This is a genomic window from Pseudoalteromonas sp. ECSMB14103 (genome assembly GCF_000813065.1).
Taxonomy (GTDB): Bacteria; Pseudomonadota; Gammaproteobacteria; order Enterobacterales; family Alteromonadaceae; genus Pseudoalteromonas; species Pseudoalteromonas marina.
In genome coordinates, this window is sequence record NZ_JWGY01000007.1 from 1 (window position 1) to 23252 (window position 23252).

20 protein-coding genes are annotated in these 23252 nt (G+C 39.5%); 10 read left to right on the forward strand and 10 right to left on the reverse strand.

Annotated elements, in window-relative coordinates:
- Positions 1 to 429, forward strand: a 429-nt coding sequence (locus RF53_RS12060; protein ID WP_327077540.1) for a hypothetical protein, incomplete at its 5' end; no start/stop codon positions are given.
- 181 nt (positions 430 to 610) lie between these two features.
- Positions 611 to 1006, forward strand: coding sequence for a zinc ribbon domain-containing protein (locus tag RF53_RS12065; RefSeq protein ID WP_039037809.1), 396 nt, complete (start codon positions 611 to 613; stop codon positions 1004 to 1006).
- A gap of 33 nt (positions 1007 to 1039) precedes the next feature.
- Here the strand turns inward: RF53_RS12065 and RF53_RS12070 are convergent, their stop codons facing one another.
- From RF53_RS12070 to RF53_RS12095, 6 genes are all read right to left on the reverse strand, one after another.
- A complete protein-coding gene (locus RF53_RS12070; RefSeq protein ID WP_039037810.1) occupies positions 1040 to 1495 on the reverse strand; it encodes a GNAT family N-acetyltransferase in 456 nt (151 codons plus the stop codon).
- 22 nt (positions 1496 to 1517) lie between these two features.
- The gene (locus RF53_RS12075; protein WP_039037811.1) at positions 1518 to 2108 is read right to left on the reverse strand and encodes a DUF2238 domain-containing protein; all 591 of its coding nucleotides are present in this window, start codon (positions 2106 to 2108) and stop codon (positions 1518 to 1520) included.
- Positions 2109 to 2209: 101 nt separating this feature from the next.
- Positions 2210 to 3001 (reverse strand): SDR family oxidoreductase, encoded by a 792-nt coding sequence (locus RF53_RS12080; protein WP_039037812.1) that lies wholly within the window; start codon positions 2999 to 3001, stop codon positions 2210 to 2212.
- Between the two features lie 45 nt (positions 3002 to 3046).
- Entirely contained in the window at positions 3047 to 3550 is a 504-nt protein-coding gene (locus tag RF53_RS12085; protein WP_039037813.1) for an Mpo1 family 2-hydroxy fatty acid dioxygenase, read from the reverse strand.
- Positions 3551 to 3638: 88 nt separating this feature from the next.
- Complete coding sequence (locus tag RF53_RS12090) at positions 3639 to 4028, reverse strand: hypothetical protein (RefSeq protein WP_039037814.1); 390 nt, start codon at positions 4026 to 4028, stop codon at positions 3639 to 3641.
- Positions 4029 to 4203: 175 nt separating this feature from the next.
- Positions 4204 to 4872, reverse strand: coding sequence for a Crp/Fnr family transcriptional regulator (locus RF53_RS12095; RefSeq protein ID WP_039037815.1), 669 nt, complete (start codon positions 4870 to 4872; stop codon positions 4204 to 4206).
- A 495-nt stretch (positions 4873 to 5367) separates the two neighbouring features.
- Here RF53_RS12095 and RF53_RS12100 point away from each other — a divergent pair, with 495 nt between their 5' ends.
- The 3 genes from RF53_RS12100 (at position 5368) to RF53_RS12110 (ending at position 11463) form a co-directional block, all read left to right on the forward strand.
- Entirely contained in the window at positions 5368 to 8337 is a 2970-nt protein-coding gene (locus RF53_RS12100; protein ID WP_039037816.1) for a TonB-dependent receptor, read from the forward strand.
- A 95-nt stretch (positions 8338 to 8432) separates the two neighbouring features.
- On the forward strand, positions 8433 to 9983 hold the full coding sequence (locus RF53_RS12105) for a tryptophan halogenase family protein (RefSeq protein ID WP_039037817.1): 1551 nt from the start codon (positions 8433 to 8435) through the stop codon (positions 9981 to 9983).
- The gene (locus tag RF53_RS12110; RefSeq protein WP_039037818.1) at positions 9976 to 11463 is read left to right on the forward strand and encodes a tryptophan halogenase family protein; all 1488 of its coding nucleotides are present in this window, start codon (positions 9976 to 9978) and stop codon (positions 11461 to 11463) included. The genes RF53_RS12105 and RF53_RS12110 overlap by 8 nt, the downstream gene beginning before the upstream one ends.
- A gap of 52 nt (positions 11464 to 11515) precedes the next feature.
- Here RF53_RS12110 and RF53_RS12115 read toward each other — a convergent pair whose 3' ends face one another.
- A complete protein-coding gene (locus tag RF53_RS12115) occupies positions 11516 to 14083 on the reverse strand; it encodes a glycoside hydrolase family 3 protein (protein WP_039037819.1) in 2568 nt (855 codons plus the stop codon).
- Between the two features lie 224 nt (positions 14084 to 14307).
- Here RF53_RS12115 and RF53_RS12120 point away from each other — a divergent pair, with 224 nt between their 5' ends.
- The 3 genes from RF53_RS12120 to RF53_RS12130 all read left to right on the forward strand — a co-directional run bounded on the left by RF53_RS12120 (position 14308) and on the right by RF53_RS12130 (position 18267).
- The gene (locus RF53_RS12120; protein ID WP_039037820.1) at positions 14308 to 15636 is read left to right on the forward strand and encodes a GH1 family beta-glucosidase; all 1329 of its coding nucleotides are present in this window, start codon (positions 14308 to 14310) and stop codon (positions 15634 to 15636) included.
- Positions 15637 to 15668: 32 nt separating this feature from the next.
- The gene (locus tag RF53_RS12125; RefSeq protein ID WP_039037821.1) at positions 15669 to 17195 is read left to right on the forward strand and encodes an MFS transporter; all 1527 of its coding nucleotides are present in this window, start codon (positions 15669 to 15671) and stop codon (positions 17193 to 17195) included.
- A gap of 70 nt (positions 17196 to 17265) precedes the next feature.
- The gene (locus RF53_RS12130; RefSeq protein ID WP_010557355.1) at positions 17266 to 18267 is read left to right on the forward strand and encodes a LacI family DNA-binding transcriptional regulator; all 1002 of its coding nucleotides are present in this window, start codon (positions 17266 to 17268) and stop codon (positions 18265 to 18267) included.
- Here RF53_RS12130 and RF53_RS12135 read toward each other — a convergent pair.
- Positions 18264 to 19208: a LysR substrate-binding domain-containing protein gene (locus RF53_RS12135; RefSeq protein ID WP_039037822.1), complete on the reverse strand. Its 945-nt coding sequence runs from the start codon at positions 19206 to 19208 to the stop codon at positions 18264 to 18266. The two genes, RF53_RS12130 and RF53_RS12135, sit on opposite strands and share 4 nt — an antisense overlap.
- A 113-nt stretch (positions 19209 to 19321) precedes the next feature.
- On the opposite strand from RF53_RS12135, the gene RF53_RS12140 reads away from it, so the two are divergent.
- Positions 19322 to 20269, forward strand: coding sequence for a sodium-dependent bicarbonate transport family permease (locus RF53_RS12140; protein ID WP_039037823.1), 948 nt, complete (start codon positions 19322 to 19324; stop codon positions 20267 to 20269).
- Positions 20270 to 20568: 299 nt separating this feature from the next.
- On the opposite strand, the gene RF53_RS12145 is transcribed toward RF53_RS12140, so the two are convergent.
- Together RF53_RS12145 and RF53_RS12150 are read right to left on the reverse strand one after the other, a co-directional pair.
- Positions 20569 to 21096, reverse strand: a complete 528-nt coding sequence (locus tag RF53_RS12145) for a M23 family metallopeptidase (RefSeq protein ID WP_082014440.1) — start codon at positions 21094 to 21096, stop codon at positions 20569 to 20571.
- A gap of 146 nt (positions 21097 to 21242) precedes the next feature.
- Positions 21243 to 21650, reverse strand: coding sequence for a hypothetical protein (locus RF53_RS12150; protein ID WP_006792270.1), 408 nt, complete (start codon positions 21648 to 21650; stop codon positions 21243 to 21245).
- A gap of 274 nt (positions 21651 to 21924) precedes the next feature.
- Here RF53_RS12150 and RF53_RS12155 point away from each other — a divergent pair, with 274 nt between their 5' ends.
- Positions 21925 to 23232, forward strand: a complete 1308-nt coding sequence (locus RF53_RS12155; RefSeq protein WP_039037824.1) for a S41 family peptidase — start codon at positions 21925 to 21927, stop codon at positions 23230 to 23232.
- Positions 23233 to 23252: the final 20 nt, after the last annotated feature.

Here is a 23252-nt window from a genome sequence, read left to right on the forward strand (position 1 = left end):
CACGAAAAGCGGAGGCTAACACCGTGTGGGAGTCATTATGTCTATATGCCTAAGATTATGAATCGATTATTAGTTTTACTATTACCAATCTTTATTGTTGGTTGCGAAATTGAAAATGACAACCGTATAGGTTTAGGAATGAAAGTGGATTTCCTTGTAACTTCAGAATGCATGAAGTCTACAATTAAACATACTCAAAATACTCAAAACTTAATTACAAATGGCTCAAGTTTTTCTTTTGAACTCGATGAATATGAAGTCAATTTAACTATGTATGAGCAAACTGATATTAAAACTAGTTTTGAAATTGATATAGATGGCCAGCATTTAGATGAAGATATCGGTGTGTTTTATCGTAAAACTGACGCTCTTGCGAAAGCTTTTAAAAATAGCATAATTAAACACTGCTCTAATAAAAGCGGCATATAATGAGGCGTTGCAGCTCTAGAATTACTCATTTAAAAAAAACAGCCTGTTTTATAGGTTCCAAATAGCATTACCTAATGCTTTAAAAACATTTAGAGTTAATTACAGGAACCCTTTTTTAATTGAATTTGGCTATTGGAGCTACTCTACAGCCTTGTTATAAGCCCTAAATAGAATCGAGTTTATGTCTCTGTTAGTTTGTAAAAAATGTAATTCAACAATTGCCCCAAAGGTTAAAACACCTAACGCTAGGGAACGAAATTATGTTTGTCCTGTTTGTGGTACTTCAATTAATACATTTAAGATTATTAATTATGTAATTGGCCTTACTGTTTTGTTCACTCTTTGGGTTATTTCATTTTTCTCTCATCATATAATTGAGGGGAACTTTAGGTTGAATCAAGAGAATCAATTATCATTAATAGCCGTTATTGTACTAGTAACCTTTATTGGCTATGTTACTTACAGACGCTCCAAGGAAGTTAAAAAATCTAAAAAGTGGGTGCTATTTGGTAGTATTGCAGGGTTATTACTTTTAAATGAAATTCATACAGCAGCTTTAAGAGTTTGGGGCCTGTAAGGAGTTTAACAGAATCATTGCTCTTCCCCCCGCTTAATAGTCCTCTTGAGTATTTTCCTCATACACATTTGCAGGGTTTATTTGCATTAGTAGCCCTGGGTTGTCTATCGGTTTAAACCCATATTGTGCATAAAGGCCATGCGCATCAGAAGTGGCTAATAAAAAGCGCCTGAGCCCTTGTAGCTCAGGGTGTTCTACTATTGTTTTAATAAGTAACTTGCTCAGGCCACACCCTTGTAGGTGCGGGGTGATAAATACATCTGCCAAGTAGGCAAAAGTAGCGTTGTCGGTAACTACCCGTGCAAAACCAACTTGCTCGTTATTAGGGCTATACACGCCAAAGCACATTGAGTTATCAATCGCTTTTTGCATCACACTTTTAGGTATGCCTTTTGCCCAGTAACTATTAGCAATAAAATTATAAATAACGTTAAAGTTAAGCTTAGACTTGTCTGTACTAATTGAGTAGTTGTGAGGTTGTTGAGTCATTTTTAACTATCCAGTGAAGTATTTAATAGTTTTTTACATACTTTAACTGTGTATCGTGTAGTTTTGAAAGCAGCAGTAACGAGCAAATAGCACCAAATAACGCTAATGCCATATCTGACTGTGTATCCCACACATACCCTTGCGTCCCTAAAAATGCCTCAGCGTTTTCACCGGTCAGTACTGCTACCCACCACTCTATTAATTCGTAAAACGCACTAAACGCCAAACTGACAGATATAACAAATAAAGTTAACCAACCTCGGCCATTCACAACCTGCTTTCGTAGCAGTATTTCGCGCGCTAGCAAAGCGGGTACAAATCCCTGAAAAAAGTGCCCTACTTTGTCATAGTTATTGCGTTCGCTGCCAAATAAATTATCAAATAAAGGTACTTCTGCGTAGGTATAATGACCACCTATCATCAGCACAATACAATGCACTAAAATAAAAAAGTACAATAAAGAGGTTAATTTAAAGTATTTGTACGTACTTGCTATAAGTGCTAAACCAATAATTGCGGGAATAACTTCAAGTAACCAAGTAAATTGATCTTTAGGGTTAATGCCAGACCAAATTAATACACCAAAAAAAAGGCTTAGCCATGCTAATTTCACGAGTACCCTTACCTTATTTATTTAATTTTAATACAGTCTACCTTTTCAATATTAATAAAACCACCGCCTGTTATTTAGCTTAATTAATAGTAAAAGTGCTATTATCTGTAGTTAGTTTTAGCAGTTAATCGATTAAATAAATTAGGAAAAAATCGTTTTATCGTTGGTGCCCAACCACTTAATCCTTGCCCAACAATAACTTCGTCTTTTTTGTTAGCAATCGCTTTAATCATTTTTTCAGCCGCACAGGATACTGCCATGCCGTTTTCAATTGATTCTTCGGGTTTATTTTGTGCGACGCCCTGCTCGTTTAACGAGTTATGTGCAATCGCTGTTTTAATCGAACCTGGGCAAATCGTTAAGCAATGAATATTGTGCTCTGCTACTTCTGCTCGTAGGCAATCCATAAAGCCCACTACCGCATATTTTGAGCCTGAATAACCCGTTCTAAACTTTGAACCAACCTTTCCTGCCACACTGCTAATAGCCACGATTGAACCGCTTTTTCTTGCAACCATTGAAGGTAATATCGCTTTTGTCAGTGCTATTAAACCAAAATAATTAACCTCCATAAGCTGGCGGTATACATTAAAGTCGTTTTCTAAAAATAAACTGCGCTGCGACACCCCGCCGTTATTAATTAAAATATCGATAGGAGGTAAAGTGTGCAGTAAATCAGTAACCTGAGTCAAAACAGCCTCAGGCGCTGACAAATCAAGCGGTATAATTAAATGCCCATCACCTTTAAGCGTTGCTTTTACCTCAGTGAGCTTTTCAACATTGCGGGCAGATAAAATGACGCGTGCGCCTAGCTTTGCAAATTGAACCGCTAGCTCCTTGCCAATGCCTGACGATGCGCCTGTGATCCACACTGTTTTATTATTAAAATTCATAGGTACCTCTTTGCTCAATGAAGCTTTTGATTTGAGTAAGTGAATTTACGCCTTTGTTGGCCCTGCAATATTGTTCACTTCAATTTCGAGCTGTTTGTAAAAGCCCATTAAAAATAGTAATTCTACAGTTACATACAATGGGCCAATAATTAAGCCAATTAAATCATCAACAAACGCGGGCTTTTTGCCTTCATAATAATGCCCAATAAATTGCAACACCCAACCAAACACAAATACCCCCACGCCAATACTTAACCAAGGCAAAAATGTCATAGCTGCTATAGGCTCAGCAGCAAACAGCAATGCAGTAAACAATATAGCCATAATTAAACCCAGCGATAGACTTAACATGAAGTAATAGATTACCGAAGCTAAAACAAATATTTGGGCACCATTAATAACAACGCCACCAAGGGGTATTTCAATGCGGGCAAGTAAACATAAAACGGCAAATACAATAAGTGGGATACCAAAAAAATGAGTAAGCACATTTCGCTTAGAGCGGTGATATAAACCATATTTGCCCAGTTGTTGTTGAAGTGTTTGCATTGTGTATTCCTCAATAAATATTTAGCTAAACACTAAACATAACAAATAAACGCGGAACAACAATGTCACCTACCCGACACTTACAAATTTAAGCTAACGCCGAAATAATACTTCCCTTTTCTTGTTCTGGTTGGGTATCCATTCGTTCACGTCCATTTTGATACTCCTGTTCGAGCATTTTTTGTAGTTCGTCCATTTTTTTGTTAATTGAATCACTGTCAGCGCCTTGCTTTTGTAACTGCTCTGATAACGCTTCTATTAATGCTTTTATCTCTGCTATTTTGTCTTTATCGATACCTAAACGTTGGTATACCAATGCCTCTTGAGCATTTTGTAAAAAGTTATTAGCAACCTTTGGCTCATTCAACTCTTTCGGTTGTTGGGTGGGGACATCTGTTGCCGCACTCTTATTTATTGATGCCGCATTAGTGTCACTTACATAGCGACTATATTGATTCATATAAGAAGTTATCATCATTAGTTTAAACCTATTGCTGCAAAGTATTATCTGTAGCAATTTTGGTTCCAAAAAATGGTGAAAATAAACTAAGTTAAAGCTAGGCAACCAAAAATCTGGTTAAACAATTGAGGATTTGTTTTTATTTGTCCAAAAATTTAAATTTTAACTGAAGGTTTATTGTGCAGCGCTTGAGTTAACTAGCAAGCGCCTGCAGTTTACGTACATCCAACACTGTAATGCACTGATACCCCAAACTAATGGCATTTTTTTTAACCAGTTTTTGTAGTATTTGATTTATGGTTTGCCGTGTTAAATAGGTCATATCCGCTAATTGTTGCTGAGACAATGCCAATGGTGCTGAAAAATTGGTTTGCTCACTCAGCATTAATAATCTGTTACATACCTTTTGCTCTGCACTGTGCAATGCATGATCTTCCATTGAAGAAAACATAAGCCGTAATTTTTGTGCCAATAATAAGCCAAACTCCTGCCAATATTCAGGGTGTTTACTTAATAGTTGCTCTAATGAACGTTGTGGTACATAAAATAACTGAGCGTCAGTTTGTGCGTAAACGTCATGGGTTCTTAAGCCTTTATCAAATAACGTTACTTCACCAAACCATAACGACGCATCGATGAAACTCAAAACGGCCTCTTTACCATTACTATTTACGCCACTAATTCGCATAACCCCACTTAAAACAACGTATATTCCATCATGCGCATCGCCACGTAAAAATAGCGCTTGTTGGGCTTTCAAAGTGAGTATTTTACCATGAGATAATAAAAACATTTTTAGCTTGGGGCTACGATTTTTAAACCATTGCCCTTGCTCTATTACTGCTTGCTGATGCGCTTTCATGGTACCTCTTTAACAATCGTACTCACTTTTTGGAACCCAACGATATTTGCTAATTTCAAATAATTCATTAAATTTGATTGCTCCGTTTTTAACTTTATTTCAACTTAACATTATTTGTTAATTTACTTTCACAATAACTCGAATTTATGACAATCCACGCAGATATATCAAGGGTCTAATCATTACATGTTGCGAGCTTCAATTACTAGCACCACTTTTAAAGCATATTAATTTGGCATAATTTTAATGCAGTTTAACCAACCCCTTCACTCACAGTATAAATTACATTTTTCGAACAAATATATTTCATTTTATTAAAACATTAGTTGATCCTTCTATGAAATTGGTCTAGCATTTCTGGAAGCGCTTCCACATAGGTGATTTTTAATTTTCTTTTCTGGAAGCGCTTCCACACATTTGACAATGTTAACATTTACACAATAACAGCCTCATACAAGCTGTTAATAATAATGATAAAAGTACGAGGGAAACCGAATGGCTAACCATATTGTAAGAAAAACAAAGATAGCAACCAGCCTATCTTTGATTTTAAGCGCGTCTGTATCTTTACCGTTGCTTGCACAAGAAGAAGCAAATCAAGACGTTGAAGTAATTCAGGTCACCGGCTTTAAAAGTAGCATTAAAGAATCAACTCGATTAAAACGTGATGCCGCAGGTGTGGTAGACGCCATTTCTGCTGAAGATATTGGTAAATTTCCCGATACCAATTTAGCCGAATCGCTACAGCGTATTACCGGTGTGTCGATTGATCGCTCAAACGGTGAAGGTTCTAAAGTGACCGTTCGTGGTTTTGGCCCCGATTACAATATGGTAACCCTAAATGGTCGCACAATGCCTGCTGCATCTCTTCCTGCAGGTGGCGGCACTCCCAATTCTCGTGCATTTGATTTTGCTAATTTGGCATCTGATAGCGTTAAATCAGTTGAAGTTTATAAAACAGGTAAAGCAAGTATTGCCTCTGGTGGTATTGGTGCAACTATTAACATTAACACTGCCCGCCCACTCGACAACCCTGGATTTATTTCAAGTATTGGTGTTAAAGCACTTCACGATACAACTAATCGCGTAGGCGATGACATTACACCTGAGCTTTCGGGTATTATTAGCTGGACCGACAGCGACGCTAAATTTGGCGCATCGTTAACAGCAAGCATGCAACAGCGCGATAGCTCATCAACAGGTGCATTTGTAAATCAGTGGAATACATCGGCTTTTGACGGCACTATTCCTCAAGCAGCTGACGATATTGTTTTAACTAACGCACCAGAGATTGGCCAGCTTTATTCAATGCCATCAGATTTACGTTATACCATAGCCGACAGAGAGCGTACGCGTACAAATGCACAATTAACATTTCAGTACAGCCCAATTGATGATTTAACAGCCACACTTGATTACACCTACTCTAAACAAGATTTATTTGAAGCACGCGCTGAGCAGTCTCTTTGGATGGACAATTACAAAAGTGCGCTAACCTTTGATGACAACACCGTTAAAACACCTGTCTATTACCGTGAAGAGCGCCGCGATCTACAAACGCGTGATTTAGGTTTAGCATTTCAAGAGTTAAATCAGGTAAATAAAAACGATTCAATCGGCTTAAATGTAGAGTATTACTTTAACTCTGAGTTGAGCTTTATGTTTGATGCACACAATTCAAAAGCCACCAGTAAACCTGATGCACCATACGGCAGCTGGGTTAATGCAGGCCTTGGTGCAAATGTTATTAATGCACAAGAAGTAGACTTTAGCCGCGAACTTCCTTCTATGAGTATAGATTTTAACGACTGTCGACGCGCTAACTTAAACTGTAACAATACGCTCGACCCTGCAGATGTAGGTACCTCGATATTAGACTCTAATTTTGCAAGCCAAGAATCTGAAGTGAACGAATTTAGGCTTCATGGTAAATATGAGCTGGAAAACGGTGTAATTGACTTTGGCGTAGAATCTCGCTCTATGGAAAGCCATTCACTTCAGTCACTTACTCGTAACACGATGGGAAATTGGGGAGTTGAAAACCCTGGTGAATTACCTGACGGTTATTTAAATCCTACCAACTTTTTAGCTGAGTTTGACGATTACGGTACGTCTGGTTCATTTAATCAAGGCTATACGGGCAGCGCTTCGCAAATAGGTTATTGGGCAGGCGAGCAATATGGATTTAACTTCGCAGCCGATGGCGCTTTTGCTACAAACCGCACCATAGAAGAAGATATTACTGCGGCCTTTGTTCAGTTCACTTATACTGGTTATTTTAATGACATGCCTTACAACATCGTTGTTGGCGCACGTCACGAGTCAACTGATATTACTTCAACTGCTAATATTGACCTGCCAAATGCCATTGCTTGGGAAGGCAACAACGATTTTAACGTACGCTTTGGCTCAGATAAGCAAGATTTCACACTAAAATCTAGTTACGATCATTTTTTACCCAGCTTAGACTTTGACATAGAAGTAATCGAAAACGTAAAAGCGCGCTTTTCTTACAGTACAACAATTGCCCGTCCAACGTATGATAACTTAAGTTCTGCCGCTACTGTCGGTGTACCGGGAGCGCCAACCTTATTGCCTGGTTCGTCACCAGCAACAGCGTCAACAGGTAATCCTGGTTTAGTGCCGCTTGAGTCAGATAACATTGATGTATCGGCAGAATGGTATTTTGCAGAAACAAGTTATGTATCGGTAGGTTACTACACAAAAGATATCGAAAACTTTATTGGTTTAACGCCAATGACACAAAATTACTATGGTTTACGCGATGCAACTGCGGGCCCTCGCGCGCAAGCTGCCATTGCAGAGCTTGAAGCCCGTGGGCTTGCTGTTACAGATTCAAACTTATTCCAAATGGTTGCGGCTACCGAAAATGGGGTAGATTTTGATTCTATGACTTACGAAGAATTTGAAGCGGCGTACGATGTTATTGCTAACAGCGATGACCCACTACTCGATTTTACTGCACAAGTACCAACCAATAATAAAAGCGCCACCATAGATGGTTTTGAAATTGCATTTCAACACTTTTTTGGTGAAAGCGGTTTTGGCGTTCAAGCAAACTACACTACCGTTAATGGTGATATAGACTTTGATGTAAATGCTAACCCTTCTACAACGCAGTTTGCACTGGTAGGGCTAAGCGATACAGCCAACTTTATTGCCATGTACGAAAACGATGACTTTCAAGCCCGTGTTGCCTATAACTGGCGGGATAAGTTTTTAAATAGTGCTGCGCGTTACGTTAACGAACCTGGTTTTACTGAAGAGTATTATCAAATCGACTTTAACGTTGCATACAACTACAGCGAACAGCTTTCGTTTTTTGTTGAAGGTATAAATATTACTGAGCAAAACAGCCGCGAACATGGCCGTACATCAGTGCAATTATGGAACTTGCAACAACTAGGCGCACGCTACAATATTGGTATGCGTTACAACTTCTAAAGGCAATACCAAGCAAAGCCGTTAGTTTTTACTAGCGGCTTTTTTGTATTTAAAACGATATAGTTTACGTGTTATCAAGTTTAGGGTTTTAACTCATGACCAAACCAATAAAAAAAATAGTCATTTTAGGTGGTGGTACAGCCGGCTGGCTAAGTGCGGGTTTATTAGCTGCTGAGCATCCACATTTGAGTGTCACGTTAATTGAGTCAGCAAACGTACCAATACTAGGTGTAGGCGAAGGCACGTGGCCTTCAATGCGTAATACGTTACAGCGTATTGGCATTAAAGAAATTGATTTTATAACCCAGTGCGATGCCACCTTTAAGCAAGGTTCTAAATTTATAAATTGGCGCAACCTAAGTAAGGGAGAAAACTACTACCACCCTTTTATGGACCCTCAAGGCTACGAGCAAACCAATTTACACGCAAATTGGCAACGTATTGCACCTAACCAAAAGTTTGCTGACGTTGTTAATATGCAAAGTTTTGTATGCCAAGCAGCACTTGCACCAAAACAATTACAAACACCCGAATACGCAGCAGTCACCAACTATGGCTATCATTTAGATGCAGGTAAATTTGCCGAGTTTTTAAAAAAACACTGTGTTAAAAACTTAAATGTTACACATATTACTGACGATGTAACCCACGTTATTAACGACGAGCATGGCTATATTGCCTCATTAAAAACAAATAAAAATGGCGATATAACAGGTGATTTATTTTTAGATTGCTCAGGCTCTCGTGCGCGTTTAATTGGTGAGCATTTTAATAGTGAGTTTATAGCGCAAGATCATATTTTATTTAACAACAGCGCTGTTGCAGCGCAAGTACCTAATGCACACATCAATCAGCCAATTGCCTCTGCAACGCTCTCTACTGCGCAAAGTAACGGCTGGATTTGGGATATAGCCCTACCAACACGCCGTGGCACAGGTTATGTATTTAGTAGTAAATACCAAAGCGATGAAAGCGCAACTGATACTTTAAAAAGCTACATAGCTAAAAGTACTAGCGAGCAACAAGCTGAGCAGCTTAACTACCGTGTATTAAAATTCAGCCCAGGGTACAGACAAAAATTTTGGATTAAAAACTGTGTTGCCGTGGGTATGTCGGCTGGATTTTTAGAGCCACTTGAAGCCTCTGCACTTGCCATGGTTGAACTTTCAATTAGTATGCTGAGCGAGCAACTACCACAAAACCGCACGCATATGAGCCAACTTGCAAATCGCTTTAACGACCGTTTTAGCACGCGCTGGCAACGTGTTGTCGAATTTTTAAAACTCCATTATGTTTTAAGCGAACGCTACGATACCCCTTACTGGCAAAATATTCGGGATTTAACAACTGCACCAGAGCGCCTACAAAATTTACTTAAACTGTGGCAATTTCAGCCCCCTAGCCGCTTTGACTTTATTGAAAACGAAGAAGTATTTTCATCAAGTAGTTACCAGTATGTTTTATACGGCATGGGCTTTAATACACAAACTGTATCTGCACAAAATGCATTTAACGACCCACGTGCTGGGGATTACTATTATCAGCAAAACCGTGAAAAAATAGCGCAATACTTAAAAGGCTTACCGAGTAACCGCGCGCTTTTAAATGATCTTTTATCTAATAATAGGCAGCCACATAATGACTAAAACAAATGCAGTTAAAAATGTAGTAATAGCGGGAGGCGGCACTGCAGGCTGGATGGCTGCGGCTGCACTTGCAAAATTAATTGGCAAAAATATACATGTTACCCTTGTTGAATCTGACGATATTGGCACTGTAGGCGTTGGCGAGGCAACAATTCCGCCTATTCGTACGTTTCATAAATTGCTAGGTATAAATGAGCAAGCTTTTATGAAAGCCACTCAAGCAAGCTTTAAATTAGGCATTAGCTTTGAAAACTGGAGCGATGAAAACACGCGTTATATTCACTCATTTGGCGCAACGGGCAAAGAATGTTGGGCGGGTGAGTTTCATCACTTTTGGCTACAAGGCAAAACTTTAGGAATACACAACCCATTTGGCGATTACTGTTACGAGCTGCAAGCGGCTAAAGCCGGTAAATTTGCGTTTAACCAACAAAATCCTATTAACTACGCCTACCATATGGATGCTACCCGCTACGCGCAGTTTTTACGTGAATTTTCAGAGCCATTAGGTGTAAAACGTGTTGAAGGTAAAATACAAAAAGTAGTAAAAAGCGCTAAAACAGGCCACATAGAATCATTACTTTTAAATAGTGGCGAGCAAATAAACGGCGACTTTTTTATAGATTGCACCGGCTTTAGAGGCTTATTAATAGAGCAAGCATTGCATACGGGCTACGAAGATTGGTCGCACTTATTACCATGCAATAGCGCCATTGCAGTACAAACAAAATCAACAAGCGATACCGTATTGCCACTTACCCGCTCTATTGCCCATAAAAGCGGTTGGCAATGGCGTATACCGCTGCAAAGTCGTGTAGGCAATGGGTTAGTGTATTGCAGCCAATATATGGATGACGAACAAGCTAAAGCGTTATTGCTAAATAACATTGAAGGTGAAACGCTTACTGAACCCCGTGTTATTAAATTTAAAACTGGGCGTCGCTTAAAAGGCTGGAACAAAAACTGCCTTGCGCTTGGTCTTGCAAGCGGTTTTGTTGAACCACTTGAGTCCACCAGCATTCATTTAATTATGTCGGGTATTATTCGTTTTATGCGTTTATTTCCGTTTAATGGCATAACCAATCACGCCATTGATGAATACAACAAACAACTTAAAAGCGAAATTGAAAATATTCGCGATTTTATTGTGCTGCATTACAAAGTAACTAATCGCGATGACAGCGAATTTTGGCTGCATTGTAGCGCCATGGAAGTGCCAAAAACACTTAAGCATAAAATTGATTTGTTTAAACAAACTGGCCGTGTATTTTTAGACGATGGTGATATTTTTAGAGTCGACTCTTGGGTACAAGTTATGCTTGGACAAGGTATTGGGCCTGAACAGCACCACTTAATAGCCAGCATGATGAGCGATGAAGAACTCGCCCGTTTTTTACACGGTATTAAACAGCAAATAGAACAGCGCGTAAGCCAATTACCACCCCACCATGAGTTTTTAAAACACTATTGCCCTGCATGAAAAAAGCCCTTAAAAAAGGGCTTTGGGTACACACAACAATTTTTACGCTTTATTATTCACACTTAATCTTGGCACTTTTAGCGTTTTGTGGTTCAAAGCCAATATCTGCAACTGAAACGCTAAGCTCTCCTGCCGTTTTAATAATAAATGGGCTGGTTACTCTGGCAAAATCAACGCCCTTTTTAGTAAAACAGGTTAAATCTACACTCATTGTTTGCCATGTATTTAAGGCTGAATTTTTAAGCTCATTGGTAATATTAAGCTCGCCACCACAGCCTTGCTCGCATTTCATACCTAGTTGCACTTGCTCTGTTGGCATTGTATTTATTTTATAGCTAAAACTAAGCGCTGAATTGGCCTCACTATAAGCTACTTTGTCTTCAGTAAAGTTACTGTTAATTTCGATATAGCTTGTACTAGAGCCTGTAAAATTAAACGTCATCGCATCTTCTTGAATGGTCTTATCTTCAGTACGATAAGTAATGCCGCCAAGCTTTACACTATTACTAGCAACTTGATGCTGCTGGTTATTAGAGTTTAAAAACAAACGCCACGGTGTTTTAAAGCTGCCATTAAATATAGACAGCGGCGCAAGGTTGCTTACATCAACACCTGAGTCTTCATTTAGGTTATTAGTAAGGGTACTTTTATCTTTATAGGTTAACCCAAATCCATAAGGTAGTAGCGGTGCATAATGTTCATCGCCCTTGTTTACAGCCGTTTGTAGTGGCGATTTGGGCCACGAGAACGATAGCTTACCTTTAAAGTCATGTTGTACTTGCCCTTGTTTATCGCTTAGTAATACATCAGCAATACCTTGGCCTTCAGTGCCAGGAAGCCATGCAGCTACAAACGCATCAGATGCATTAAGCTCGCTATTAACCCACATGGGTCTGCCCGATATAAACACAGAAACAACTAGTATATTTTGCTGCTTTAATGTTTTTAATATTTTAAGAGAGCGTTTATTATTACGTTCAAACTCAAGGTTGTCTTTATCGCCATGCCCTTCTGCGTATGGCTCTTCGCCAAATACAACAATGGCTACATCGGGTTTAGTATCAAACATGCCATTTGGGCTTAAGATAGCGTTACCGCCAGCAGCCTCTATTTGCGCTTTTAATCCGGCATATATAGAGGTGGCTCCAGGAAAGTCTTCATTTTTATTGTTAGTGCCCTGCCACGTAATGCTCCAACCGCCCGATTGTTTACCAATATTATTGGCCGCATCGCCTGCTATAAGTATATTGCTTGATGGGTTAATCGGTAATATATGGTTATTGTTTTTAAGCAGTACTAAAGACTCTTGCACCGCTTGGCGGGCAATATCACGATGTGCTGGCGCACCAATTAGCGCTACTTTACCTGAGAATTTACGCTTGGCAGGGCTTGGTTTTTCAAATAAACCTGCGCGTAATTTAACACGTAAAATACGCGCAACGGCATCATCTATTCTAGCCATGGGAATAGTACCCGCTTTTACTTGCGCTATTGTATTGTTATAAAGTGGTTTCCAAGCATCTGTAGGCACCATAAAAATATCAAGCCCCGCATTGACCGCTTGTGGGCAGCTTTCGTTAGTACAGCCGGCAACTTGCCCGTGGCCATTCCAATCCCCCACTACGAAGCCATCAAAACCCATTTTGGTTTTGAGTACATCGGTAAGTAAGTATTTATTGCCATGATTTTTTTTGCCATGCCAGCTATTAAACGACGCCATAACAGACTGACTACCTGCCGTTAAGCCACCTATATAACCTTGCGCATGTATATTGTATAAATCTTTTTCGGTATCTATATTATTACCTTGATCGTCGCCATCCACTGTACCGCCATCACCTAAAAAGTGCTTAACAGTACTAATTACGCGTTTATCACTTAAAAAGTCGCCATCGGCTCTACCTTGTAAGCCATTTACAATAGCGGCTGAATACTCGCGAACAATTGCAGGGTCTTCTGAATAGCCTTCGTAGGTTCTGCCCCAGCGATCATCGCGCACTACAGCTACGGTAGGTGCAAACACCCAATCAATCCCTGTAGCCATTACTTCTACCGCTGTTGCCGCTGCAATTTGCTCTATAAGCGCAGGGTTATTAGCAGCACCCAAACCAATGTTATGTGGAAATAACGTCGCACCAATGACGTTATTGTGTCCATGTACGGCATCGGTGCCCCACATGGTAGGGATTTTACTGCCATCAATTGAGTCATCAACCGATGCTTGATACATATCCTCTGCAAGCGCTATCCAGTCAGCAGGAGTAGCATGCTTATTAGCATCAGGAAACGAGCCTCCACCATTTAAATAAGATCCAAACCCATATTTGCGCATATCTTCAACGGTTATGTCGCGAATTTCTGGTTGGATCATTTGCGCTACTTTTTGCTCAAGCGTCATCGACTTTAAATAACCGGCAATTGTATTTTCAATCTCGGCACTTTTTTGTACTTTGTTTTTAAGTGTTGGCCAAAGTGTTATATCGCCCTGCTCATGCTCCGAGGCGTTAGTATGATTGTTACTAACTTGCGTTTGCTGTTTATTACAGGCTGTTAAAACGCATATTCCTCCCACCAAAAGGGGAAGTATTTTTAATGCTTTTGTGTTTAAGCTTTTTCTCATTGTTATGGCCCTGTGTTGTCTGGGTGCGTTTTTATAATGTAATTTGCTTATTTAAATATAACTATTGACCTGTTTAACAATAGCCACTAACCTAAATATGGAAGCGCTTCCTGAAAGTTATTAAATACTATACCTGGCGATTAATCAAATTAATTATGGAAGCGCTTCCAACTTTAACTTTATAAAAGCAAATTTACTAAAAATAAAGCAGGGGTTTTCGCTTAATGAAACAATTATCTTTACCTAGTGGCTCACCACTTTTAGCCAAACACTTTACTTACGGTGTGGCCACAGCGTCTTTTCAAATTGAGGGTGGCGCAGCAGATCGTCTCCCCTGCATTTGGGATACCTTTTGTAGTAAAGAAGGTAAAATTGCTGATAATTCAAATGGTGATGTTGCCTGTGAGCACTACACCCGTTGGCAAGACGATATAGATTTAATTGAGTCGCTAGGTGTAGACGCCTACAGGCTTTCTATTTCTTGGCCGCGTGTGATGACTAAAGCTGGCCATTTAAACCCTGAAGGGGTTAAGTTTTACACCGATATTTTAGATGAGCTAAAACGTCGTAATATCAAAGCATTTGTTACTTTGTACCACTGGGATTTACCACAACATATTGAAGACGAAGGCGGCTGGCTTAACCGAAACACGGCTTACGAATTTGCACATTACGCAGACTTAATTACCCAAGCCTTTGGTGAGCGAGTACATTCTTATGCAACACTAAACGAGCCATTTTGTAGCTCTTATTTAGGTTACGAAATTGGCGTACATGCACCCGGTATTGTAGGTCGAGAACACGGGCGAAAAGCTGCCCATCATTTACTACTTGGCCACGGGTTAGCGATGCAAGTGCTTGCTAAAAATAGCCCTAATTCACTCAACGGTATTGTGCTTAACTTTACGCCTTGCTACTCAGTCAGCCAATGCGAAGAAGATTTAAACGCCACTGCATTTGCTGATGACTACATAAATCAATGGTATATGCAGCCAGTAATGCAAGGTCAATACCCTGATATTATTAACCAATTACCTAAAGCCCAGCGCCCTGACATTTTACCAGGCGATATGGACATTATTGCACAACCACTTGATTATTTAGGCGTGAATTTTTATACCCGTATGCATTATCAAGCAAGCGAAACAGACTTTTATCATGAGCTACCACACAAAGCCCCAATGACCGATATTGGCTGGGAAATTTACCCTAAAGCACTTACAGAGTTACTTGTATCGTTAAACGAAAAATACACCCTACCACCTATTTATATTACCGAAAATGGCGCAGCCATGGCTGACGAATTTAAAGACGGTGAAGTGAAAGACAACGATCGTATTGAATATTACCAAGAGCATTTAAATGCCCTACATAATGCAACAGCACAAGGTGTTAAGGTAGATGGGTACTTTGCTTGGAGCCTGATGGATAATTTTGAATGGGCAGAAGGATATTTAAAACGCTTTGGTATAGTACACGTAGACTACAACACACAAAAACGAACTGTTAAAGCCAGTGGTAAAGCGTACACTAAACTCATAACAAGCCGATAAATTATCGGCTTATAACAATAAGAACACACACTGTGAACAAACTCCCTTTATACGAAAAAGTCGGTTATGCCATGGGTGACGCGGGTGCTAATTTAGTATGGCGCGGCGCATTGGCCTATTTAGCGGTATTTTATACCGACACCTTTGGCATATCGGCTGCAGCGGCCGCCATGCTGTTTTTAGTGGTTAGATTATCTGATGGTGTAACCGATATAATTATGGGCATGATTGCCGATAGAACGCAGTCGCGCTTTGGAAAATTTAGGCCGTGGATACTCTACTCCGCGCCCTTTTTAGGTTTGTTTATGGTGCTGTGCTTTACCACACCAAACTTTAGCGAAACCAATAAACTTATTTATGCCTACGTTACTTATATTGGTTTAACACTTGCTTATACAGTCAGTAACGTACCCTACTCTGCACTTATGGGCGTAATGACCCCCGATGACACCCAGCGCACAAAGCTATCAGGATTCAGATTTGCAGGCGCGTTTACAGGCGGGTTATTAGTGATGGGCTTTTTACCCGACTTAGTCGCTTATTTTGGAGGCGGTGATAACGCCAAGGGCTATCAGCTCACTATGTATTTGTTCGCAAGTTTACTTATTGCGCTCATGGTTATTACCTTTGTAAGCACTAAAGAACGCGTAATAGCGCCAGCTTCAGAGCAAGGGTGTTTAAAATCAGAACTGTTTGATTTAACTAAAAACCTGCCATTTATAATATTACCTTTGTTATCAACAACACTGTTTTTTTATTATCGCGATTTATACAGCGGATTATTTTTTGCTTTAGTTATGGCGGCAATGACTGTTGTTATAAAAAAACTACTTAATAAAAACAAACAAACCCTAACCGGTTCGCAGCGCGATATGGTCGATTTACTAACAAATAAACCGTGGCTCGTTTTATTAGGTATTGGCTTTTTAACCATGATGTTTAACGGCATAAAATATGGTGTTATTGCCTATTACTTTAAGTACCACGTTGGCAATGAACTGATGGCAGGGCAATATTTTATTGCCTTATTAATAGTATCTATATTTGGTGCACTTGCTACAGGCAAGCTGGCTGAAATTATGGGCAAACGCAATTTATTTATTGCATCGTTGTTGCTAAGCGGCTTATTAACCACTGCATTTTATTGGGTGCCTAGCAATAATATTGTCGCTGTATTTACGTTTGGCTGCGCGGCTGAGTTTTTTGCCGCTATGATGCCTACTTTGTTTTTTAGCATGCTGGGAGATTCTGCCGACTACTCCGAGTGGAAAAATAAACGCCGCGCAACCGGGCTTATTTATTCTGCAGGCACCTTTGTACAAAAAACGGGAGGTGGTTTTGCTGGGGCACTCGTATTAGTGGTACTTGCAAGCTATGGGTATAACGGTATGGATGAGCTTACAATTAACCAAACCCTTCCCGCTATGCAGTTGTTAATGAGCTGGATCCCTGCTGCTTTTGCATTTTTAGGCGCCGCGTTGATGCTTATTTATCCGCTTACACCTGCAATAACCCAAAAAATAACAGAAGATTTAGCAATTAGGCGCAGTAATGTGTAAATTAACATTTAATCACAATTTATGTTTTATAAATTTTATTTAAAACAAATGCGTACAAGCTAGGATATAAATGGCGACTATTTATCAAGTATCAGAAATGGCAGGAGTGTCTTTATCAACTGTTTCTAGGGTGCTTAACGACAACGACTACGTAAGTAAAAAAACTAAAAAAAAGGTATTAGAGGCGATGAAAGAGCTCGGCTATCAGCCAAGCTCTATTGCACGCTCTTTAGCATCGAGCCGTACAAACAGTGTAGGTATTTTAGTGTCTGAGTTAGACGGCCCATTTTTTGGACAAATGATGTCGGCCATTGAAGAGCAATTGCGCATAGCTGGTAAACACGTAATTATTACGCCCGGCCACAGTGATGAAAAAAAAGAAAAAAACGGTTTTGAATTTTTAATTAGCCGTAATTGCGACGCCATTATTGCTCACGTAGAAGCGGTATCTAACGAGTATTTAATTGAGCTCAGTAAAGGTAAAACCCCTATTTATTTAATGAGTCGCTACGTTAAAGAAATAGAGCAAAACTGCATTAGTCTCGATAATGTTATGGGTGGCTACCTTGCAACAAAAGCTATGATCAATAAAGGGCATAAACGTATTGCTTATATTGCCGGTCCACAATTTAAAGAAGATGCCTCAGATCGTTTAAAAGGCCACAAAAAGGCGCTTGCAGAATATAACCTCACCTTTGATGAAAGCTTGTATTATGTGGGCGACTTTAAAGAAACCGGTGGGAGCGATGGTCTGCGTCATTTTATTCAAAATAAAGCGCAAATTACGGCTCTTGTGTGCGCCAATGACGAAATGGCATCGGGTGCAATGAAATACGCTCGCGAGCATGGCTTTAATATACCTAAAGATTTAGCAATAATTGGGTTTGATAACGTTATTTTTACCAATTACCTTTACCCTACGCTTACCACAATAGATAACCCAGTACCCGAAATGGGCCGTGCAGCAGCAAATTTAGTGCTTAAAGATATTTATAAAAAAAGCGGCATAACGGTTACTCAGGTGTTTGAGCCTAAGCTAATTTTAAGAGACTCAACCCCGGATATAAATTAATTTAGTTGCAAATTATCTAACTCGTTTCGTACCCACTGCGAATCGAGGTATTGCTCTAAATGTTGCTGTGCAAATTTTAAAAAGTTTCGTGCAGCATGCGATATATGCCTGTCGGTTCGCATAACAAAATACCAATGGCTAGCTAAATGAGTATCGGTAACAGTTAATACCTTAAAGCTTGCATCGTCTTTTTCGAGTACATGGCGAGATAAAACGGCTATTCCCATACCCGAAGATACCGCAACTCTAATTGCTTCATTGCTAGCCATTTGCACTGAATCACTCAGTACTAAACCACGGCTTTGTAGCTCGCTTTCAAATAACATGCGCGTTGCCGAGCCATTTTCACGTAATAAAAATCGGTATTGCATTAAGTCGCTGAGCTTTACTGACTCTAATTGTGCAAGCGGATGATTAACCGGCACAATAAACTCAAGCGGATTATGTAAAAAACGTGCAGCTTGCGCATGTTCAAGCGATGGAGGATGGCTGAATACGTAAATATCGTCTTCACCACGCTCAAATCGGTTTAGCACTTCTGCACGGTTACCAATTTCTAGTGGAAGCTCTACATGCGGGTGTAAATTACTATAGGGTCCTAATAATTTGGGCAAAATATATTGTGCGGTATTGACCATGGCTATTTTACACCTACCTCGCTCACCACCATTTAGTTCTGTTAAAAAGTCTTGGTAATCTTCAAAGTGTCCAAATACTTGCTGACAGGTTTTATAAAGCTCAAGTCCAGCTTCGGTCACGTGCATTTTTTGATGCTGCATAACCATTAACGGCTCAGCTACAGCTTCTTGTAAGCGTTTAATTTGCAGCGATACAGTAGGCTGAGTTAAGTGCAATCGCCTCGCGGTTTCACTAATTGAGCCTGTTTTTACTACGCTCATAAACACTTCGAGCAATCTAAATGAAATATGTCGTAAATCCACAACCACCACCTATAGATAATTATTTATACCTAACTAGTATTTATTTTATTATTTACTATACAAAGTTTTAAATACAATAGCGCCACTTAATTTCATATTTAAAAGGAAATGTTGTGCCTGATATAGTTGTTATGTTTTTTATTTTAGGATTAGTAGCGGGAATATTACGCTCTGATTTAACCATTCCTAAAGCAACCTACGAAACACTAAGCTTATTACTCATGCTAACTATTGGTTTAAAAGGCGGCATGGTACTTCACGGCAATTTAAGCTGGCAACTGCTACCAGAAATGGGCACAGTGATGCTCTTAGGTGCACTTATTCCGCTAATGCTATACCCCATTTTAAAATACGTTATTAAATTATCGGTGGCTAACAGCGCAAGTATTGCAGCGCATTATGGCTCGGTAAGTGCCGGTACGTTCGCGGTTGCGTTAGCGTATGCCGAATCTGCAAATTTAGCCGTTGGCGCTGAAGTAACGCTCTATTTAGTTATGCTAGAGCTTCCCGCTATTATTGTTGGCTTATTACTTTATCGCAAGCTCGATAAAGACCCAGGCCAAACAAGTACTCTCTCATTAAAAGCGCTTTGGCACGAAACCCTCACAAACAAAAGTGTTATTTTATTAGTGGGTGGTGTAATTATTGGCATGATGTACGGCACATCGCAAGGCAGCCAGGTTACCAGCTTATTAACAAGCAGTTTTAAAGTAGTCCTTGCCTTATTTTTACTAGAAATGGGATTAGTAGCTGCACAAACACTGCGCCCTTTCCCATGGCAACATTGGAAATTAGCGACCTTTGCTATTATTACCCCACTATGTTTGGGCACAGTAGGTGTGGGCGTAGGTACTTTATTAGGATTAGAACTTGGTTCAGTGGTTATACTCGGTAGCTTAGTAGCCAGTGCCTCTTACATTGCAGCACCTGCAGCAATCAAAGCCGCTATTCCTAAAGCCGATATAGGCCTTGCCATGCTTAGCTCGCTAGGTGTTACTTTTCCGTTCAATGTAATCGTAGGTATTGGCCTTTACCATCAGCTTGCTGTAGCTATTCAATAACTAAAAATTTGTATCATTTATTAGGGTCTGTTGACCTTTCAAGGTTAAATTTGCAGCAGTCTGTTTGGTATTTAGGCAGGGCAAAGCCTATGTAGTGTGGTTATTCCCCATAAATTGGCGATAACGTAGCATTAATGCCAAACAGGCGCTGCCCAGAGGTTCTTCCTAGGGGCTATTTACTCTTTGTAACTCAGTTTTTACTTAGCTCACTAGGTTACAAACCTCGCGCCTCGATTAAATAGCCACTAGTTTGAATAAATTTCAATCCGCAAAGATCAACAGACCCTAGTCACTGACCATTACCGGCTAATCAGTTTTGTATGTGGGTTGATATAAAACATTCTTTTCCAACCTTGGCTTTCACTTGTTGCAAGCCAAGGTAGTGGAAATAAAGACACAATTGAATAATGAACATGAGGTGGCTTACCCGCTGCATTTCCTGTGTTACCCAGTAAGCCAATATTTTCATTTAACTTCACAATGTCACCTTCACTTACACTGTAACTATTTAAATGCGCTACATAGTGCACCCGCCATTTAGGCCCGAGTATAGCAACTACCTTACCGCCTCTTTTAAGCTCACCGCTAAACACAACAACCCCATTAACCGGTGCAACAACATGCCTATTTTTTTTACCAAATATATCAATGCCTTTATGAACACCGGACTTCCCCCATGGCTCATACCAAAAAGTAGCATGGTTCCAATCTTTGGGTGTTGCCCCTAATACGGGATTAGTGATTTTTTCAGGTAAAACGAACAGGGCTAATACTATGGTTAATATAATAGCGACTGAGCTGAGTAGTAATATTTTTATAGGCTTCAAAATAGGATTCTGCTTTGAGTTAAACAATTAAATGTATTATTAACCCGCAATGATGAATAGATAATGAGCACTTTAAAAAACAATAAACACAAAAAAGCCGATGCAAGATCACTCTCACATCGGCTTTTTCACTATGATAATACTTATTATAAAGAAAGCTCTTCTTTAGCACGTGTTAAATTGTGCGACACCATTGTACTGTTAGACATTGATTTAGCTTCGTATAAATCAGCAAGACCAGCCGTTTCGTTGTTCGCTTTTAAACGCGCTACACCGCGGTTGCTTAACGCGAATGAGGTAAGCTGGCGTACTTTAAATCGTGGTGCGTCTGCATCTTTTAAAAGTGCAATTGCTTTAGTACAAATAGCTTCAGCCTGTGCGTAGTTTTTTGACTTAACATTCAGTGCGCAGCTGTTAAACGATTGTTCAAGCGGCTGCGGCGCAGTTTGCGCTTCAATAACCATTAATTTGTAGTCACTTGAATCAGCCATTACAGCTGCAGAGCAAGTTAATAATGAGCCAAGAGCGATGGTTTTTAAAAGTGTACGTTTCATGGTTTGCCTTTCCTAATTAAGTGAGTCGTGCTTGTTGCCGACAACTGAACTTTAGAGTAAAAGCTCAAACCTCACAAACGATAAAAACAAACTCAATAAGTGAATAAAATTAACCTATAGACTTTAGTCTTATGGCTTGCACTCTTATGTTTGCTCATTGATTAAAAATGTGTTGGAACTAACTAAAAAGTAAACAGGTAGTCACAAAAAATTAGTCGCTAATTAACAAATAATCATGTACCTTTTTCTGTAATAAAAATTAACAAGGAATGTCATGATAAAAAACAAAAATATTTTCTTTGCAAGCACATTATGTATATTAAGCGCGTGTGGTGGTTCAGAAAACGAAGGGAAAGTAATTAGTTCTGATCCGCTTGTATGTGAATCTCAAACTGCACAAAACGAAGCTTTGTGGGATTACCTTCAAGCAGATTACCTCTGGAACGATCAGTTAAATACCTCAACCAATCCATCAACATTTGAATCATTAAACGATTTATTGACCGAAGTTCGCTCGCAAGTAGAACTAGATGAATACAGCTATGCAGTTACTGCGCAGGAATATGAAGACCAATATATTAATGCGAGTTACTTTGGTTATGGTCTATCAAATAAAGTTATGGCTAACGGTTTACTTGTAAGATATGTTTTTGATGATGGTAATGCTGCTGCTATGGGTTTAACAAGAGGCTCATTAATCACCACTATGAATGGCATCAATATTGAAGAGGCAATAGCTAACAACACTTTTGATTACGATGCAGTATTAGGCCCAAATGAAGAAGGCTACACAGTCGATGTAACCTGGTTAGATCTAAACGGTGAGGAACAAACAGGTACCATGTCTCGCTCAACCGTTAACAGCAACACAATACTAGATACACGCATTTTAGAAACCACTAAAGGTAAAGTTGGCTACCTTGTATTCAATAGTTTTGTAGAACGCAGTGCACAAGACCTAGATGGGACATTTTCATTATTCGAACAGGAAAACATAACCGAGCTTGTACTTGATTTACGTTACAATGGCGGTGGTTACATAAATATAGCAAAACAACTAGCAAGCCAAATAGCCGCAGAGCAAGTTTTAGGTAAAACTATGTTTAGTTATGAGTACAATAAAAATCGTAGCGCTAATAGCGTAAACTTTGAATTAAGCAATAACAAACCACGCCTAAACTTACCTCGCGTTGTGGTATTAACCACTGAGCAAACAGCATCGTCTAGCGAACTAGTAATTAATGCACTAAAGCCTCACATAGACGTTCAGGTTGTAGGGACTAGCACTAGAGGTAAACCCGTCGGCATGGATATAAATAAGCTATGCGACCATGTAGTATTCGCTATCAACTTTAAAATGGTGAATTCTGAGGGGTATGGCGACTACTTTAACGGTTTACCTGCAGATTGTTACGCCGAAGACACCATTAACGTAGATTGGGGTGATACAAAAGACCCTCTTTTAAACGAAGCGATCTACCTATTAACAAATAATAGCTGTTCAACATCTCAATCAGCTCAATTACCGAAACAAAAATCCTTTAAAAATAATTTTGGCTTATTTGACAAAAACACAATCTAAACGCCTTAAATAAACACAAA